Source organism: Labrys sp. E2SS-1L (assembly GCF_057073705.1).
This window is the reverse complement of record NZ_CP172712.1, coordinates 3,219,767-3,235,686: the sequence shown is the minus strand read 5'-3', so window position 1 is coordinate 3,235,686 and position 15,920 is coordinate 3,219,767. Positions and strand designations below refer to the sequence as shown.

Genomic DNA, 15,920 nt, shown 5'->3' with positions numbered 1-15,920 from the left:
CCTAGGTTCATTGACTGTGTCGTCCCTGCAGCGGCACGGTGAGACGGCCTCCCTCCGGCAACGGGGTGGGGTGAGCCCCGGACGAAGGGCGAATGAGACCACCGGTCTCGCAGGGACATGTAATGGACGGTGCCGTCGCGCCGGTGAGTATTGGGGACTTTGCATGCTATCGCGTTGGATCGGGGGCGGACTGGCCCGGACCACCACAATGGTTGCAGCCGGCTTGGTAGTGTTCACGACAACCCTAGCCTTTCATCCGGATGAAGCGGATGCGCGCCGCCGCGGCCATCATGCCGCCCCGGCGCAGAAATCGATGAAGCATGCGCGCAGCAAGCGCGTGCGCTCGGAATCGGCCGCCTCGGCCATTCCCGCCGACATGCGCAACAATCCGCGCTATGCCGCCATCGTGGTCGACGTAAAGACCGGGCGCACGCTTTATGAGGCCTCCCCCGAAGCCTTGAGGCATCCCGCCTCCATCACCAAGGTGATGACGCTCTATCTCCTGTTCGAACAGTTGCAGGCCGGCCGGCTCTCGATGGCGACCGAGCTTCCCGTTTCCGCCCACGCCGCCTCCCAGTCCCCCACCAAGCTCGGCCTGCGCGCCGGCCAGACCATCCGCGTCGACGACGCCATCAAGGGCATGGTGACGCGCTCGGCCAATGACGCCGCCGTGGTGGTGGCCGAAGCCCTCGGCGGCTCGGAAGGCAATTTCGCCAACTACATGACGCGCAAGGCCCGTGCGCTGGGCATGTCGCGCACCACCTTCGTCAACGCCTCCGGCCTGCCCGACAACCGCCAGATCACCAGCGCCCATGACCTCGCCATCCTCGGCATGGCCATCCAGAAGCGCTTCCCGAACTATTATCGCCTGTTCTCGACCCGCAGCTTCGTCTACCGCGGACGCCCGATCCCGGGGCACAACCGCTTGCTGGGTTCGGTGGAAGGCGTCGACGGCATCAAGACCGGCTACACCAATGCCAGCGGCTTCAATCTGCTGACCTCGGTCAAGCGCAACGACAGGCAGTTGGTCGCCGTGGTGATGGGCGGCCGCAGCGCCGCCTCACGCGACGTCGTGATGCGCCGCCTGATCGATGCCTATCTGCCCGTCGCCTATGCCGGCAACGCGGTCGACCGCTCCGCCACCCAGGTCGCCCGGGCCGAACTCCCAAACGATGCCGAGCCCATGGCCGCACCGCCCCGCCCGCCGGTTGTCCGGCCGGCCGTGGTCGCTGAAGCGCCGAAGGCCCGCCAGGCCGCTCCGGTGGCGGCGCCGATGCCGCCCGAAATCGTCGGGGACGCGGCGCCCGCTTCCGCTCCGCAGGCCCGGCCCCAGCCTGTTCCCGCCAAGCCGGTCATGGCCTTCGCGGCGCCCAGCACCCCGAGCATGCGTTGGGTCCAGGGTCTCCAGCCGGTCACGACCGCGCCCGCTACGCCGCCTGTTCGCGCCGGCCAGAGCAGCGAGGCCAGCCCCGACACCACCGCCACGGTGCAGAATGTCCGCACCGTTGCCATCACCCGTGATTCCGTCGCCTTGGCCGCGCCGCAGCGCAGCGGCTGGATCATCCAGATCGGCGCAACCGACAGCGAAGGAGCCGCCCGGCAGTTGCTGTCCAGCGCCAAGGCAGCCGGCAACAAGGCGCTCTCCTCCGCCCGCCCCTTCACCGAGACGGTCAGCCGCAACGGTTCGACCCTGTGGCGTGCACGCTTTGCCGGCTTCAGCGATCAGAACCAGGCCCAGTCGGCCTGCAGCTCCCTCAAGGCGGCCTCCTTCGCCTGCGTTGCCGTGAAGCTCTGATCCTTCGGCCAGAACAAGTATTCCCGTTCAGGCGCGGCCTTCTTCGGACAGGCCGCGCCTTTGTTTTGCGGGAATTGCGCTTTCACACAGAAGGCGCAAAGCAAGGGGGCGATAAACAAGACACCCTGCGATTTCGCTTAGTCGCAGGGAACGCAAAGACACTTCCAGCCCACGGCTTGGAGCCAGCAAGCGCTCAGTCTTGAACGCCGTTGGCCCCAGGATAAAAGCGGCTTTCGCCGGAACACACTTTGCGCTGGGAAAAGGTCGCGAGCTTAATCGTTGCGTAACCATGTTCTGCGACGCTCAAGCATCGTCGGAACCGAGCAAGTTCGGTGGAGTTAGCGTCAATGGCCTTCAAGAAGCATGTCCCTGGCCCGGTTGACACGAGCAGCCATCTGCGTCGTGCCCCCCTTGTCGGGATGGATTTTCTTCATGAGCGCCCGGTGCGCTCGACGAATTTCCTGGGCGCTCGCCCCCGGCTGCACCCCAAGGATCTGGTAAGCTTCCTGCTTCGTCATCGCGTCGGACGCCGCCGCTCCGAAGCCCCGCGCGTGCGCATCATCCTTGAAGTGTTCGCGCCATCCGGCAAGCCTGCGGTCCAGATAAGCTTCAAGGATTGAACGACCGACAAAGTCGGCGGCGATCTCCGCCCGCAGTTGCATCAGTTCCCCTGCCTGCATGGCCGAAAGGCGCCGGCCCGAAAAACGCCCGCGAATGACCTGCCCGTCCACCGGCTGCCTGCTGGCGTCGAGCATGATCACCAGATCCGCGGTGCGTACCGAGCTGGGTCTCGTCGTCGAACCCGGAATGACGCCATCCGGCAATTGCGGCAGCCAGCCTCGCATGCCCGCAGCCAGGACCAGCAGAGGCAGCCCCATGCCCCAGACGCCGCGTGTCAGCAGATAGAGGCCGAAGGCAAAGGCAAGGAAACTGCCGCCGCGCCGCAGCAGGCTGTCCAGGACCGGCGTCTTCGACAGCATGCCTGGCTTGAGAAACGGCCACAGGCAGAACAGCACCACGCATGCGAAAATAAGCTGGCCCACTTCTATCCGATCTGCGAAACAGCCATCGATTCGAATCTTGGAATCCGAGTCTTGCCAGTTGAGCGTTCCCCGAGCAAAGCGCGTTTAAACGCAAACGCGGCCTTGCTCAAACTCTTTGGTTCGACGCGTCCTGGGATTTGGAGTGACCGCCAAGTCACAAGACGCTCCAGAACCCTGGTCAAGCGAATACGACACTATGCACCTGCGGAGTAAGGGATGGCACGCCAAACCCTGGTGGTTCGAACCGTGGCGGAGTTGCGCCAGGCCGTGAAACGCTTTCGCGAGGTGCAGGAGACGGTCGCCCTGGTGCCGACCATGGGCGCCCTGCATGACGGTCATATCACCCTGGTGCGGCAGGCCCGCCAGCGGGCAAGCCGGGTGGTGGCCACGATCTTCGTCAATCCGACCCAGTTCGCGCCGACCGAAGATCTCGCCAAATATCCCCGCACGGAAGCGGCGGATCTTGCCAGGCTGCGGGATGTCGGCTGCGATCTCCTGTTCGCTCCCGACGCCAGCCAGATCTATCCGCACGGCTTCGCCACCACCGTCTCGGTTGCCGGGCCGGCGCAAGCCGGGCTGGAGGACCGCTTCCGCCCCGGCCATTTCGCCGGCGTGGCGACGGTGGTGGCCAAGCTGTTCTGCCAAAGCGGCGCCGATTTCGCCCTGTTCGGCGAGAAGGACTATCAGCAGCTTTGCGTCGTCACCCAGATGGCGCGCGACCTCGATTTGCCGATCACGGTCGTCGGCATCCCGACCGTGCGTGAAGCCGACGGATTGGCGATGTCGTCGCGCAACCGCTATCTCGCACCGGAACAGAGGGCCAAGGCCCCTCTCCTCCATCGCACCCTCCGGCAGGTCGCCGATGCCCTGATCAAGGGCGCCGACATCGAAGCCGCCCTGGCATCCGGGCGCAGCGCCATCACGGCCGGAGGCTTCGAGCTCGACTATCTGGAAGCACGGCAGGCGGTGAGCCTCGCCCCGGTTACCGGACTTGCGGAGGGGCCGGTGCGATTGCTGGTGGCTGCCCGGCTGGGTGCGACCCGCCTCATCGACAATATCGGCGTCGAGACGCCCCGGCATTAACCAAATTGCCGTCGGGAAAGGTGACGAAACCGTGGCAATCATGCCACGCATCCCTTCGTTGCCCGCGCGTGTTTGAAAACGGGAAATCGTGGTTAATCCACCGTTAACATGAGATTTTTCAAAGAGTTACGACACTTCATACCCCGTGCGGATCTTGTTTTTTCTGCGGCAAGAGCGTTGTGCGGCCCCTGCCCTTGTGCGAAGTTGGCTTCGGGAACGGGTAATTGGCCCTGCTCTCTGGGTAAACATCCGGTGGCGGGCAAAACGGGTCTGAAGATTGTGATGCGCTTCGGGATCAGGATCAGGTCGAATTTGAGCCGAATGGCCCCTAAAGCCGCCTTGGCCGCCGTGGCGCTCGCAACGGCATTTCTGCCGCATTCGCAGGCTGCCGCCGCCGGCCACAGCGCCATGCCGATCTATGCTCCCGTGGGCGATGTCACCACCCCGCCCTCTGGCTATCTGCAGTTCTGCAAGGACAATCCGGCCGACTGCAAGTCGGGCTCGCAGGAAGCACGCGATATCGTGCTCTCGCGCCAGGCCTGGAAGGATCTGATCGCCCTGAACGATCAGGTCAACAAATCGGTCAAGCCCGTCACCGATCTCGACAATTACGGCAAGGTCGAATGGTGGGCCTACCCCACCAATGGCAAGGGCGACTGCGAGGACTATGTCCTGCTCAAACGCAAATTGCTGATCGACGCCGGCTGGCCGCGCTCGGCCCTGCTGATCACCGTGGTGCGCGACAAGAAGAACGAAGGCCACGCCGTCTTGATGGTGAAGACCGACCGCGGCGAGTTCGTGCTCGATAATCAGGAAACCAAGATCCTGTCCTGGCGCGCCACCGGCTATCGCTACGTCAAGCGCCAGTCGCAATCCGACCAGAATGCCTGGGTCTCGCTCGGCGACACGCAGACCACCTCGATCGTGTCGGCCAAGGGCAACTGAGTTTTTTCCGGGTGCGCGGACGTCTCGTCCGCCTCTTCCCCACGGCGCGTGTCATGTTTCCAAGAACGGACGAGACGTCCGTGCACCCGGAAATACGCTCCCCGCGACTCAATCCACCCTCTTCACCCCCTTGGCAAAGCGCTTGGCGTTGGCGACATAATGCGCCGACGACTGCCTGAGCTTGGCGACGGCTTCCGCGTCGAGGGGACGGAGCACTCGGGCCGGCGAGCCGACGATCAGCGAATGATCCGGAAATTCCTTGCCTTCGGTGATCAGCGCATTGGCGCCGACCAGACAGCCCTTGCCGATGCGTGCGCCGTTCAGGATGGTGGCCCCCATGCCGATAAGGCTGCCGGCACCGATGGTGCAGCCATGCAGGATGGCGGAATGGCCGATCGTGCAATCCTCCCCGATGGTGAGGGGAAAGCCGGGATCGGAATGCAGCACGGCACCATCCTGGATATTGGAGCGCGCACCGACGGTCATCGGCTCATTGTCGCCGCGCAGCACCGCACCGAACCAGATATTGGCGTCCTCTGCCAAAATCACGCGACCGACCACCTGCGCATCGGGCGCAAGCCAGTAGCGGCCGTCGGCCGGCACCGACGGCGCAATATCGTCGAGCGCATAGAGGGGCATGGCAGAGCTCCGTTCCTGGGATCGCAGGCGTCCTCGCCTATGAGCGCTAACGCTGTGGTCGTGGCGTAGCATGGGATGGTCGATCTCCAGATCGACCATCCTGAAAACATCACGCGTGATTATGGACGAAGATGGCCGATCTGGAGATCGACCCTCCGTGTTTCATGCGCTCCGACCAGTAAAGCCAGCGCCCAATACCCGCGATCCCGCAAATAGCCGATCAGTCCTCGAGGTCGATGTCGAGGATCGCCATGTGGAAGTCGTAGGAGGTCTCTCCGTCTTCCTTGTCCTCGGAGACCACGCCGATCGACTCCTCGCCGATATAGACTTCCGCGCTGTCAGTCTTGCGGGCACGAGGCACGACGCGAATGGTGGCATTGCCGAAGGTGCGACGAAGATAGGCTTCGACGCGCTGCATGTCTTTCTTGTCCACTAGACTTCCTCGGTTGAATGCGCCGGGCGACTTTGCCGCCCCGCCATCCCCGGGCTTTGCCATGCCGAAGCCTGCTTCGCAAGAGAATGCGGGCCGACACCCTGTGCAATCGAGCAAGTTAGGGCATGCCGAAGGCGGGAAACGCGCAATCTCCGCAGATCATCGGATTGATCGAAAGCTGATGCGATGGCGAACGATCGCGGGACGGGATCATCGCATCGAAAGACGGTTGCCAGTTTCCGGTGGAAACGATGCGGCGATTGGCTCTTGCGGCATCCGTTCCGTTTCCGACGCTGTTTGCGATGCCACGGTCACCTCACGCTCATTAGAACACCGGCCCGACGATGGTGAGCAGATTGTCGTATATTCGACGCAGCCTCGGACGCTTCTTGACGTCTTGTTCATCGACCTGCGTCGACGAAGAAATATAGATTTCCTGCCGGGCCCGAACATCGCCGGAGTTCTTGTCCGAATAGAAAAGGATGTTGTTTTCGAAATTGAGATAGAGACTGCGGAAATCCATGTTTGCCGAGCCCACCAGCGTTAGCTGGCCGTCCACGACCACGGTTTTCGCATGGAGGAGGCCGCCATGATATTCGTAGATCTTCACGCCCGATGCGAGAAGCCGCGCATAATGCGCCTTGCTGATCGCACTCACGACATGTGAATCGTTCCGGGCAGGAAGAATGAGGATGGTTGTCACCTTACGGCGCGCCGATGCCATCAGGCTGGCGAGAAGCTGCAGATCCGGGACAAAATAGGGTGTCGAGATCACCACCTCCTGCTGGGCGCTCTGGAGCAACGAGACGAACACGTCCGACATCGACCCTTTCGGAGACATCGGCCCCGTCCCGAAGGCCGCCGCCGCGCAGTCTCCCTCCAACTCTCCCGGGAAGGGTTCGCCGAGCAGGCTGGGCAGGTCTTCGCCATATTCGACGGCCCAATCATTGGCGAAGACGAGTTGGTTCTGGCGAGCCACCGGACCTTCAAACCGAAGCATGATGTCGATCCAGGGCGCGAACCGCGGCTTGATACGGAACTCCGGGTCCGCACAGTTCTGGCTGCCGCAATAGGTGACGCTGTTGTCGACGACGACGATCTTGCGATGGTTGCGCAGATCCGGGCGACTGATCGATGCCAGCGACACACCGAGAGAGGACACCAGCGAGACGCAGAGCTTGATGCCCGATTGCTTCATCGCGGCCCAATAGGCGGAGCGGATGAGATCGCGCGATCCGAAGGCGTCCACCACCACGCGGCAGGTGACGCCGCGCGCTGCCGCCCGCCGCAGTGCCTCGACGACGAGCCTGCCATTATTGTCCGTCAGCCAAATGTAGAACGAAACGTGGATGGTCTCTCGGGCGAGGTCGAAATCGCGGACCATGTCGCGGATCGCGGCGTCGGAGTCGGCGGCCAGGCTCGCCACGTTCCCGATTGCGGCCCCGCATCCGTTCAAGGACGCGCAGGTCTCGAATACCGGCCTGTACCGATCGGGAATGAGGCCCGAGGACATGCCGCCCGACATGGCGGATATGTTCGCTATGGGCTGTTCCCAGACCGTAGCGGCCCGCCGGCGGAAGCTGCGCGCCATCCAGGGCTCGCCCAGAAAAAGATAAACCACAATTCCGATGATCGGAAAGCCGATGAGCACGAAGAACCACGCGGCGCGCGCGTCTGAACTCATGTCATCGTTGAGCAGCACCCGGCAGAGAACCGCTACGTGCACGGCAAGGACGAGCACCAGGGCTAGGAGGTGATGCCACATGATATATCCTGCTCGGGAAGCGACCGGGCGAAGCGCGATATAGGCTTAAAGAACGTGCCTGAAACCCTGAAGGATTGCGATCAAATGGACGTCACTTTCGCTGCGAAGTTCCTGGGCGCGCTGTTCGCCATCATGAATCCCTTTATCAACCTGCCGATCTTTCTCAGCATGGTGAGCACCAAACCCGTCGCTCAACAGCGCGGCATGGCGGTGACGATACTGTTCTATACGGCAGCGATGTGCATCGTCATTTCATTGTTTGGCGGGTACATCATCGCTTTTTTTGGCGTCACCATTGCCTCTTTCCGCGTCGCCGGCGGCCTGGTGCTTCTTGGCATCGCCTTGTCCATGCTGAACGGCAAGCCGGTCACCTCGCACGAAAGGGGCGAGCAGGAAAAACAAGCCGACAGGACGGCTGAAAGCGATACCGATGGTGATCTGGCGTTCTATCCGATGACATTTCCGATGGTCGTGGGACCGGGCACCATGGCCACGCTGATCGTCTACGCAGCGCAAACCCATAATGCCGCGCAATATGTATCGTTTGCCCTCGTGCTTGCGAGCGTCCTGCTCGCCCTGTTCATCGTCTTGTTCTTCGCCGCCGAGATTGGCGAACTCCTCTCCGCCAAGGTGCGGGTCATCATGACCCGGATCATGGGCATGATACTTGCTGCGATCGCGGTCGAAATGGTCATCGAGGGAACCAAGGTGATGTTGCCGGGCCTGGCTTGAGAGGCACGGAAATGCTACAGATCTCGGCGACGATGAAATGACGGCTCGGCTTTACGAGCCGAAGGGCACGAAACAGGGGGAACCGTCATCCTCAACTCCTTCGAGAAATGGAGCGGGATCGGCCATCTTAGCCTGTTGTCGCAAATGACCTGCCCTATAGTACCAGACCCGATTTCGGAATCGGATCTGGTACTATAGGTTATTGTTGTCGCATCGTTTTTGCCAAAAACCAGCATCCACTTTTCGGCACGATGCTCTAGGAGTTGTGGACTCTTGGGATTCCCAAGAGTGGGGGGTATGTGATTCAAAGCTGTCTTTTGGAGGCAGCGATGGGTGTTTTGGACCGTCTGATTCTACGCGACGATCAATGGGAGCGTATTTCGGCGCATATTATCGGTGACGAACGGACGCGCGGTTCGTCTGGTCACGATAACCGGATGTTTGTGGAAGCGGTGTTGTGGATCGTGCGCACCGGTTCGCCCTGGCGTGACCTGCCCGAGGTCTTCGGTGAGTGGAACAGTGTCTTCCGTCGCTTCAGCCGTTGGAGCCATAAGGGTGTATGGTGGCGCATCTTCACGGCGATGTCGGACGATCCGGACTTCGAGTATCTGATCGTTGATTCCACCATCATCCGTGCCCATCAGCATGCTTCGGGCGCCAAAAAAGGGGGTCTGAAGATCAGGCCCTTGGCCGTTCTCGCGGCGGCCTGAGCACCAAGATCCATATGGCTGTCAGAGGTCTTGGCTGCCCGGTGCGCTTCACCCTGACCGCCGGCCACAGAGGCGATTGCCCTCAGGCCTATGCCTTGATCGACGGCTTACCCGCCAAGGTCGTGATGGCCGACGCCGCTTACGACGCCGATCGCCTGCGCCAGGCAATTGCAGACAAAGATGCTGTGGCTGTCATCCCAAGCAACCCGTCGCGGGCTCGAAAATACCCTGTCGACAAGCACCTCTACGCCCAGCGCCACCTCATCGAGTGTTGCTTCTCAAAGCTCAAGCAGTTCCGACGGGTCGCTACTCGTTTCGAGAAAACCGCTAGAAATTATCTCGCCGTCATAACCCTTGCCGCTACAGTTCTATGGATCAGATAAGTGTCCACAACTCCTAGAGCCCGACGTCATGCCAGAAGATGTCGTCCGGCAGCGGACCATGCAGGATCTGGTCCATGCTGCGCGACGGCTCGGCGCAGCCCGCCTCCCCGACCACGCGGGCCGGAACGCCCGCCACGGTCGTATTGCGCGGCACCGCCTTGAGCACGACGGAGCCCGCCGCCACGCGGGCGCATTGGCCGATCTCGATATTGCCGAGGATCTTGGCACCCGCCCCGATCATCACGCCGCGGGCGATCTTGGGATGGCGGTCGCCGGACTCCTTGCCGGTGCCGCCCAACGTCACGTCCTGCAGGATGGAGACGTCATCGCCGATCACCGCCGTTTCGCCCACCACCAGGCCGGTGGCATGGTCGAGGAAGACACCGCGCCCGATCGGTACGTTCGGATTGATGTCGCACTGGAACACGGCCGAGGAACGGCTCTGCAGGTAGAGGGCGAAATCCCTGCGCCCCGACTTCCAGAGCCAATGGGCCAGGCGATGGGTCTGCAGGGCGTGGAATCCCTTGAAATAGAGGATCGGCTCGATATAGCGATTGGCGGCCGGGTCGCGATCGATCACTGCCGCAATATCGGCGCGGATGGCCGAGGCGATGCTCGGATCAGCCTCGAGCGCCTTGCCATAGGCCTGGGCGATCAGGGTCGCCGGCATGTCCGAATGATCCAGGCGCGAAGCGATGCGCTGCACCACGGCGCTTTCCAGCGAATTGAGCTGCAGGATATTGGCGAAGATGAAGCTGGAAAGCTGCGGCTCGGCATGGGTGACCGCTTCAGCCTCGGCCCGCACGCGGCTCCAGACCGGGTCGACGATTTCAAGCCCATGGGAAACCAGGCGCTTCGACTGATTCATCTGCCTATCCGCTGAATGGAAGGTATCTCCTTCCTTTTTAGCGCAGTGATGCCGGCAGTGCCAATGTTCATTTAGACGCCCTGCTCTGCGAGGAATGCCAAAACGCCTTGCTTGTAGACCTTGTCGCCGACGGCGGGGTTGTGATCGCGGTTGGGAATGTCGAGCACGGCGGCATTGGGCATCATCGCGGCCAGTTCCTGCGCGGAGCCGGCGATCGGGTCGCGCGTGCCGACGGCGATCAGGGTCGGTTGCAGGATCCTGGCGACCTCGGCCGGATTGAGCTGGACCCGCGAGCCACGGATGCAGGCGGCCAGGGCCCGCCGGTCCGCACCGCTCTTGTCGGCAAAGGCACGGAACATCCGCCCGATCGCATCCGGCACGTCGTCGAGCGAGGGCGCCTCCATGGCTGCCGCGATGGTGGGCGGCAGGGCCTCACCCTGCACGAGCCGCACACCCAGGCCGCCGAATATAACCGCATCCACGCGCTGGGGATGCTCGAGCGCGAGGAAGGCTGTGATGCGGGCGCCCATGGAATAACCCATCACCGCCGCCGAGCCGATGCGCAGATGATCGAGCAGCGCGACGGCATCACCTGCCATCGCAGCAGGATGGTAGGCGGCCGGATCGTAGAGCTTTGAGGAAGCGCCATGGCCGCGATTGTCGAAGGCGATCACCCGCCGGCCCTGCCTGGTGAGCAGGTCGACCCAGCCGGTGCCGACCCAGTTCACCTGATGATTCGAACCGAAGCCGTGGATGAGAAGGATGGGCTCGCCTTCTCCTTCGTCGATATAGGCGATTTCGACGCCGTCATGATCAAAACGCTGCATCGGCGCGGTTTTCCTTTGCTCTTGCTCCCAATAGCCCCTATCGCATCCCGTGCGGCACCGCTATGGTCCGCGCGAGAGAAAATGACGGAGCCCAAGTCCCCGCGCGGGCTCCAAATCGCGGACTGAAGATCGATGGCAGGCCATTCCATTCCCCATTTCCAAAATGACCTCGGCTTGAAGGTCATTCGCGTCGGCTCGAAGGAATTCATGTGCCAGGGCGCGAGCGTGCCGTTCGACCACCCCCACATCTTCATCGATCTCGGTTCGGATGACGAGGCGGTGTGCTCCTATTGCTCCACGCTCTTCAAATATGATCCCAAGCTGCCCGAAGGCATGTCGGAGCCGGCGGCCTGCACGGTGAACGCCCACGCCGCTTGAACCGGCCATGGATATCGCGATCGCCGGCGCCGGCATCGGCGGGCTGACGGCCGCCCTGGCCCTGGCCCGGCGCGGCTTTGCCGTCGAGATCTACGAGCGCGCCGCGGCGCTCGAGGAAGCCGGAGCCGGCATCCAGCTCACGCCCAATGCACTCAACGTCCTGTTCGGCCTTAGTCTCGGCCCCGCGCTCGAGGCGCATATGGTGGTGATGGATACGGTGCGTATCCGCAAGGGCGCCAGCGGCGGCCTGATCCAGCAAATCCCGCTCGGCCAATGCCGCCAACGCTGGGGTGCGCCCTATGGCGTCATCCATCGCGCCGACCTGCAAGCGGTACTGGTGGCGGCGGTGCGCCAGCGCGGCATCCCGCTGCATCTGAGCCGAGAGCTGCATTCGGTCCGCCAGGACCAGAAGCGGGTTATCCTCTCCTTTGCGGCTGGCGCCCCGGATGTCTTCGCCCGTATGCTGATCGGTGCGGACGGCGTGTGGTCGAAATTGCGGCCCCTGCTCGGCCTCGAACAGCCGCGTTTCGCCGGCCGACGGGCCTGGCGGGCAGTGATCCCGATGCAGGACGTCCCTGCCCTGTTCCAGGGCCTGGCGACGGGGCTCTGGCTCGGCGACAATGCGCATTTCGTGCACTACCCCGTGCGTTCGGGGCAAGCCCTCAATCTCGTGGCGGTGACATCGGCCGAGGATGCCGGCCCCGGCTGGTCGACGCCGCAGCCCCTGCAGACGCTGCTGCCGCATTACGCCGGCTGGGACGGACGCCTGCGCGCTCTGCTCGCCATGGTGCCACAATGGCGGACCTGGCCGCTGTTCGAAGGCCGCGCCGACGGCCGGATCGCCACCGGCCGCATCGCCCTGATTGGTGACGCCGCCCATCCCATGCTGCCCTTCATCGCCCAGGGCGGTGCGGCGGCCATCGAGGACGCGGCCGAACTGGCTGCCCAACTCAGTGGCGCCGACGACAATGATGTTCCCGCCCGCCTACAGGACTGGTCCCGCCTGCGCCTGCCGCGTGTCGGCCGGATCCAGGCCGAGGCACGCAGCAATGGCGAGCGCTATCACTGGCGCTGGCCCCTCGCCGCCGCCCGGGACCTCGGGCTGTCGGCCCTCGGCGGCCAGCGCCTGCTGGAACGCTATGACTGGCTCTATGGCTGGAAGCCGACAGAAACGGCTTGAGCCGATACGATTCCGGCCCTAAGCAAGGCCGGCGCTGCGGACGTGGCGAAATGGTAGACGCAGCAGACTTAAAATCTGCTTCGGGAAACCGGGTGCGGGTTCGAGTCCCGCCGTCCGCACCAGAGATAACTAGTGGACTGTGACCGTAATCACGGGAACGATTGGCGCTGGCTGTGGAGAGGTGACCGTGGCGGCCAAGGCGAAGGTCTTTGAGAATCTCCCTAGGTTCGCAGTCTGAGAAAAGGCTGTCGATCAAACACGCTGGCTTGTCCGACAGGCATGTGCCGGATGCCGGCTCACTAACCAGGACTGGCGCTCATCCTCATGAATGGGAACTACGACGACATTCTATCCCGTATCCCAACCCCGCCACTCTGGTATGATGAATACGGGGTCCCGCGCTATGAGCCCTTCACCCCGCGCCGCACCGGGAACATATATTGCAACGAAGCGGTACTTGTAGAGGTCGTGTGTCAGGCGTGCCTACGCACCTTTACCGTTTGCTGCTCTTTTAACAGGCCGGTGTTCCCGAGCATGGAAGACCATTCGCAGGCTGACCTTATTCGCCACAACTATGAGTTCCTCTATGGCGACCCACCTCGTCACAGCGAAGGGACCTATTTGCACGAGAGCGCCAAGATAACCTGTGTCGCGGGGGACAGCATGAACACACTGGCGGTTCGCGTTCTCGAATACTGGAAGCGAGATCGATGGGAATGGGTCCGGGACCCCTCACTCGAAGTCACCATTGAGAGTGATGAGCGGGACCGGATCGAAAAGGGGCAATGGCACGCTCCCCCCATTTCAGGGCCCAGCGATACCCCTCCGGCGTCTCATCGCCGTTCCTTCCGACCACATGCTTCAGGACGCAATATCCTCGGCACCCTGGCACGATGGATTTCGCGCTCCTAAGGTGACACCTTAACGGTGCCCCTCAAGCTCCTCATCGCGAATCCTTCAGGCCTCATACATCGCCACACACCGCTCCCAAGATCCGATGCTGTGGTCCACGCAATAGGCCATGAGACCCCATTTGGCCTCGAGCGCGGCCACCCGCCTGCCTGTCTGCAACTAAATTTGGTCCAAAGGAAACACCCCGGGGTGTTTCTTTCGGTGACACGATGGCGATGAATTTTAGCCGGGTCCTCTTGTGCTCCCGCTCGAATCGGCCCCTCATACTCCCTGCCTGCATCGCATGTTTTCTTTTGGTGAGAGCTGCGGGCAGAGATGGACCCCACAATCAACGTGAAGATCGGCCTAGTGGGCTTTGAGGCATCTGCCTCCGGCTGGCTCGGTGTTGTCGCAGTGGCCCTACTGGCGGCCCTCGTCGTGCTGGTTTGGCGAAGGGACAGGGTCTAATGGACGAACTCCCACGGGTGTACCTATCAGCGCTTCTAAGAAGAAGGCGCGGCATCGGGTGGCAGTTCATCGAACCAGAAATGAGCCCTCAGGTGGCCCATTTCGCCCGCTACTCTCCCCGCTTCTTTGATCATGCTGCGTAGTTCGCTGGCAGGAATCCATCGAGAGCCTCTTTTGCCGTCAATCGTGTAGGAACCATCAAAAGGGTTCTGGTTGAAATTGCCGTGGGCCACCATGTTTCTCTTTCCACCTATGGCAGCGAGCTTGGCAAACAGTCCCTGCCAGCCGGGCCCTAAGGTGCCAATGATCAGAAGATCTAGATACTTTACCCTCGCCTCATAGCTTTCATCGGTAAGTTTGTAGAGGTCGGGACGGCTTAACTTATCGGCGGCCATCCGAATCAATTCAGAGAGATCTGCCTCAATATAGTTGAAGACAAGCAGGAACTCTCCCAGCGCAGCCTCGTACTCCATGCGGATCGCGGGGTCAGCAGACGGCTCTAAGTTCCAATCGTCAAAGCCCTGCATTGTCGCTGCCTCCCCAATCCCCCCAACCCGGCACGGGGGGGAAGTGCCTCGCCGCTGCCACGTGATGGTGTCTCACATGAGTGACCCAAATTTTAAGCCGGAGAGCGGGGTCCGATCCCCACAAAGAACGGCAATGAGACATCATCGATATGAGGAACCTCGTATGCCCCAACAATGGCACCTTCAAACTCGACGAAATGCTTACCGGCTATCCCCCGCGACAGTTCATCTAGAACGAGTATGAGGTCGCTATGGGTAGCCATGAGTTCTGCCAAAAGCAGTCGTTGCGCTTGAACAACATCAGACACACCCATGGAAGCGCAAATTGCGTGTACAACAACCACGTCCGCACTGAAATTCAACATATTTGAGAGGCCACCATGAGGACTCACATATATGTTCCAAGCGTCCTCAAAGTCCGGGTCGGACGACGCAGCGCTGAAGCCGGCCTCAAGCCACTTATCATCAGCAATGTGAAACGAAAATTTATTGCGGATATTGTGTAATCTCCCGCCGCTACCAATCCGCTTGTTAAGCTGTCTCTTAGCTAGACGCCCCGCGTCGCTCATACTATCAACAAGCCATTTGTATTTAAGCGCCCCGAATACACGCTTATCTATGAGTAAGCAGGTCTCAGCAACGGCCCCAATGAAATGACGCAGAATCATATTAGTCTGAGCGCCGGTTACATCGATCTCAGTTTCATCGCATTGTTCTTTATTGGCAGCGAACTTCAAAAGCTTGAACATTAGGTTCAATTGGTTCTCAGCGTAGCCAATTGCGAAAAACAGGGTGCGGTCATCTACCGGCATCGCTCTGAGTGTCTCGATAGGCAGCTTCAGCCGCAGAACTTCAAGCTTATTGTCCATGGCCCTTCCTCCCAAAGCCCCCTGCCAATTACCTCAATGCATCCGGCCCGCACCAATATAGACGCTTCTCCTCATGGGCCGCTGCGCCGGTCTTGTAGGGCACCGCAAGGTCCTCTCGGACTAGGTGCATGCCGGCGTTAAGTCCGCTCGGGCTGCCTATCCTGAGGGACGCCAGGGTCCGCCCATAGGGGTCCTTGCGGGCCTGGGGTCCCGCTCAATGTAGACCGTCTTGCCCCGGAGGAGTCGGGCCAGCCGAGCTTTGGCTTTGAGCCCCATTTCAGCCACTCCTCGCAATCCGGGTGGAAGACCTCGGGAGCGTCGATGTCCTTGAGCCTGACGCGCTCCGAGCAGCCGGGCCGTGGTGAGGCACAAGGGAGAGCCACT

15 protein-coding genes and 1 tRNA gene are annotated in these 15,920 nt (G+C 61.8%); 8 read left to right on the top strand and 8 right to left on the bottom strand.

The genetic code is table 11. The annotated features are described in order from the left end of the window. The first annotated feature begins 163 nt into the window (after positions 1 to 163). On the top strand, positions 164 to 1,795 hold the full coding sequence (locus ACIGJE_RS14965; RefSeq protein ID WP_483677841.1) for an SPOR domain-containing protein: 1,632 nt from the start codon (positions 164 to 166) through the stop codon (positions 1,793 to 1,795). 344 nt (positions 1,796 to 2,139) lie between these two features. Here ACIGJE_RS14965 and ACIGJE_RS14960 read toward each other — a convergent pair whose 3' ends face one another. Beyond that, positions 2,140 to 2,838, bottom strand: a complete 699-nt coding sequence (locus ACIGJE_RS14960) for a DnaJ domain-containing protein (protein WP_483677840.1) — start codon at positions 2,836 to 2,838, stop codon at positions 2,140 to 2,142. A 216-nt stretch (positions 2,839 to 3,054) separates the two neighbouring features. Here ACIGJE_RS14960 and panC point away from each other — a divergent pair, with 216 nt between their 5' ends. Both panC and ACIGJE_RS14950 read left to right on the top strand, forming a co-directional pair. After that, on the top strand, positions 3,055 to 3,921 hold the full coding sequence (panC, locus tag ACIGJE_RS14955; RefSeq protein ID WP_483677838.1) for a pantoate--beta-alanine ligase: 867 nt from the start codon (positions 3,055 to 3,057) through the stop codon (positions 3,919 to 3,921). A 321-nt stretch (positions 3,922 to 4,242) separates the two neighbouring features. Beyond that, positions 4,243 to 4,866, top strand: a complete 624-nt coding sequence (locus tag ACIGJE_RS14950) for a transglutaminase-like cysteine peptidase (RefSeq protein WP_376717704.1) — start codon at positions 4,243 to 4,245, stop codon at positions 4,864 to 4,866. A gap of 108 nt (positions 4,867 to 4,974) precedes the next feature. On the opposite strand, the gene ACIGJE_RS14945 is transcribed toward ACIGJE_RS14950, so the two are convergent. From ACIGJE_RS14945 to cls, 3 genes are all read right to left on the bottom strand, one after another. After that, positions 4,975 to 5,505: a gamma carbonic anhydrase family protein gene (locus tag ACIGJE_RS14945; RefSeq protein ID WP_483677836.1), complete on the bottom strand. Its 531-nt coding sequence runs from the start codon at positions 5,503 to 5,505 to the stop codon at positions 4,975 to 4,977. Between the two features lie 220 nt (positions 5,506 to 5,725). Next, positions 5,726 to 5,923, bottom strand: coding sequence for a DUF3126 family protein (locus tag ACIGJE_RS14940; protein ID WP_245196728.1), 198 nt, complete (start codon positions 5,921 to 5,923; stop codon positions 5,726 to 5,728). A gap of 340 nt (positions 5,924 to 6,263) precedes the next feature. Further along, positions 6,264 to 7,703, bottom strand: coding sequence for a cardiolipin synthase (cls, locus tag ACIGJE_RS14935; protein WP_483677834.1), 1,440 nt, complete (start codon positions 7,701 to 7,703; stop codon positions 6,264 to 6,266). 84 nt (positions 7,704 to 7,787) lie between these two features. On the opposite strand from cls, the gene ACIGJE_RS14930 reads away from it, so the two are divergent. Next, positions 7,788 to 8,435, top strand: a complete 648-nt coding sequence (locus tag ACIGJE_RS14930) for a MarC family protein (protein WP_483677832.1) — start codon at positions 7,788 to 7,790, stop codon at positions 8,433 to 8,435. Between the two features lie 329 nt (positions 8,436 to 8,764). Next, positions 8,765 to 9,528, top strand: a protein-coding gene (locus tag ACIGJE_RS14925) for an IS5 family transposase (RefSeq protein ID WP_440727486.1) whose coding sequence is annotated in 2 segments (ribosomal slippage) — positions 8,765 to 9,100 and positions 9,103 to 9,528 — 762 coding nt in all. Because the reading frame shifts where the segments join, the coding sequence is not laid out codon by codon here. A gap of 13 nt (positions 9,529 to 9,541) precedes the next feature. Here the strand turns inward: ACIGJE_RS14925 and cysE are convergent. Further along, complete coding sequence (gene cysE / locus ACIGJE_RS14920; RefSeq protein ID WP_311938904.1) at positions 9,542 to 10,396, bottom strand: serine O-acetyltransferase; 855 nt, start codon at positions 10,394 to 10,396, stop codon at positions 9,542 to 9,544. Between the two features lie 71 nt (positions 10,397 to 10,467). After that, entirely contained in the window at positions 10,468 to 11,223 is a 756-nt protein-coding gene (locus ACIGJE_RS14915; RefSeq protein ID WP_367622485.1) for an alpha/beta fold hydrolase, read from the bottom strand. 132 nt (positions 11,224 to 11,355) lie between these two features. On the opposite strand from ACIGJE_RS14915, the gene ACIGJE_RS14910 reads away from it, so the two are divergent. The 3 genes from ACIGJE_RS14910 (at position 11,356) to ACIGJE_RS14900 (ending at position 12,903) form a co-directional block, all read left to right on the top strand. After that, entirely contained in the window at positions 11,356 to 11,601 is a 246-nt protein-coding gene (locus ACIGJE_RS14910) for a zinc-finger domain-containing protein (protein ID WP_311938901.1), read from the top strand. Positions 11,602 to 11,608: 7 nt separating this feature from the next. Continuing rightward, a complete protein-coding gene (locus ACIGJE_RS14905) occupies positions 11,609 to 12,781 on the top strand; it encodes an FAD-dependent monooxygenase (RefSeq protein WP_483677828.1) in 1,173 nt (390 codons plus the stop codon). Between the two features lie 36 nt (positions 12,782 to 12,817). Beyond that, positions 12,818 to 12,903 (top strand) — tRNA-Leu (locus ACIGJE_RS14900). 1,272 nt (positions 12,904 to 14,175) lie between these two features. Here ACIGJE_RS14900 and ACIGJE_RS14895 read toward each other — a convergent pair. Both ACIGJE_RS14895 and ACIGJE_RS14890 read right to left on the bottom strand, forming a co-directional pair. After that, positions 14,176 to 14,667 carry a hypothetical protein gene (locus ACIGJE_RS14895; protein ID WP_483677826.1) on the bottom strand — a complete coding sequence of 164 codons (492 nt, stop codon included), beginning with the start codon at positions 14,665 to 14,667 and terminating at the stop codon, positions 14,176 to 14,178. 92 nt (positions 14,668 to 14,759) lie between these two features. Next, a complete protein-coding gene (locus ACIGJE_RS14890; RefSeq protein WP_483677825.1) occupies positions 14,760 to 15,536 on the bottom strand; it encodes a hypothetical protein in 777 nt (258 codons plus the stop codon). Positions 15,537 to 15,920: the final 384 nt, after the last annotated feature.

Bases quoted from the DNA above. Each gene is read 5' to 3' on its own strand.
- ACIGJE_RS14890 (WP_483677825.1), bottom strand. From the start codon at position 15,536: ATGGACAATAAGCTTGAAGTTCTGCGGCTGAAGCTGCCTATCGAGACA.
- ACIGJE_RS14950 (WP_376717704.1), top strand. From the start codon at position 4,243: ATGGCCCCTAAAGCCGCCTTGGCCGCCGTGGCGCTCGCAACGGCATTT.
- ACIGJE_RS14910 (WP_311938901.1), top strand. From the start codon at position 11,356: ATGGCAGGCCATTCCATTCCCCATTTCCAAAATGACCTCGGCTTGAAG.
- cysE (WP_311938904.1), bottom strand. From the start codon at position 10,396: ATGAATCAGTCGAAGCGCCTGGTTTCCCATGGGCTTGAAATCGTCGAC.
- ACIGJE_RS14930 (WP_483677832.1), top strand. From the start codon at position 7,788: ATGGACGTCACTTTCGCTGCGAAGTTCCTGGGCGCGCTGTTCGCCATC.
- cls (WP_483677834.1), bottom strand. From the start codon at position 7,703: ATGTGGCATCACCTCCTAGCCCTGGTGCTCGTCCTTGCCGTGCACGTA.
- ACIGJE_RS14965 (WP_483677841.1), top strand. From the start codon at position 164: ATGCTATCGCGTTGGATCGGGGGCGGACTGGCCCGGACCACCACAATG.
- ACIGJE_RS14945 (WP_483677836.1), bottom strand. From the start codon at position 5,505: ATGCCCCTCTATGCGCTCGACGATATTGCGCCGTCGGTGCCGGCCGAC.
- ACIGJE_RS14905 (WP_483677828.1), top strand. From the start codon at position 11,609: ATGGATATCGCGATCGCCGGCGCCGGCATCGGCGGGCTGACGGCCGCC.
- ACIGJE_RS14940 (WP_245196728.1), bottom strand. From the start codon at position 5,923: ATGCAGCGCGTCGAAGCCTATCTTCGTCGCACCTTCGGCAATGCCACC.
- ACIGJE_RS14915 (WP_367622485.1), bottom strand. From the start codon at position 11,223: ATGCAGCGTTTTGATCATGACGGCGTCGAAATCGCCTATATCGACGAA.
- ACIGJE_RS14895 (WP_483677826.1), bottom strand. From the start codon at position 14,667: ATGCAGGGCTTTGACGATTGGAACTTAGAGCCGTCTGCTGACCCCGCG.
- panC (WP_483677838.1), top strand. From the start codon at position 3,055: ATGGCACGCCAAACCCTGGTGGTTCGAACCGTGGCGGAGTTGCGCCAG.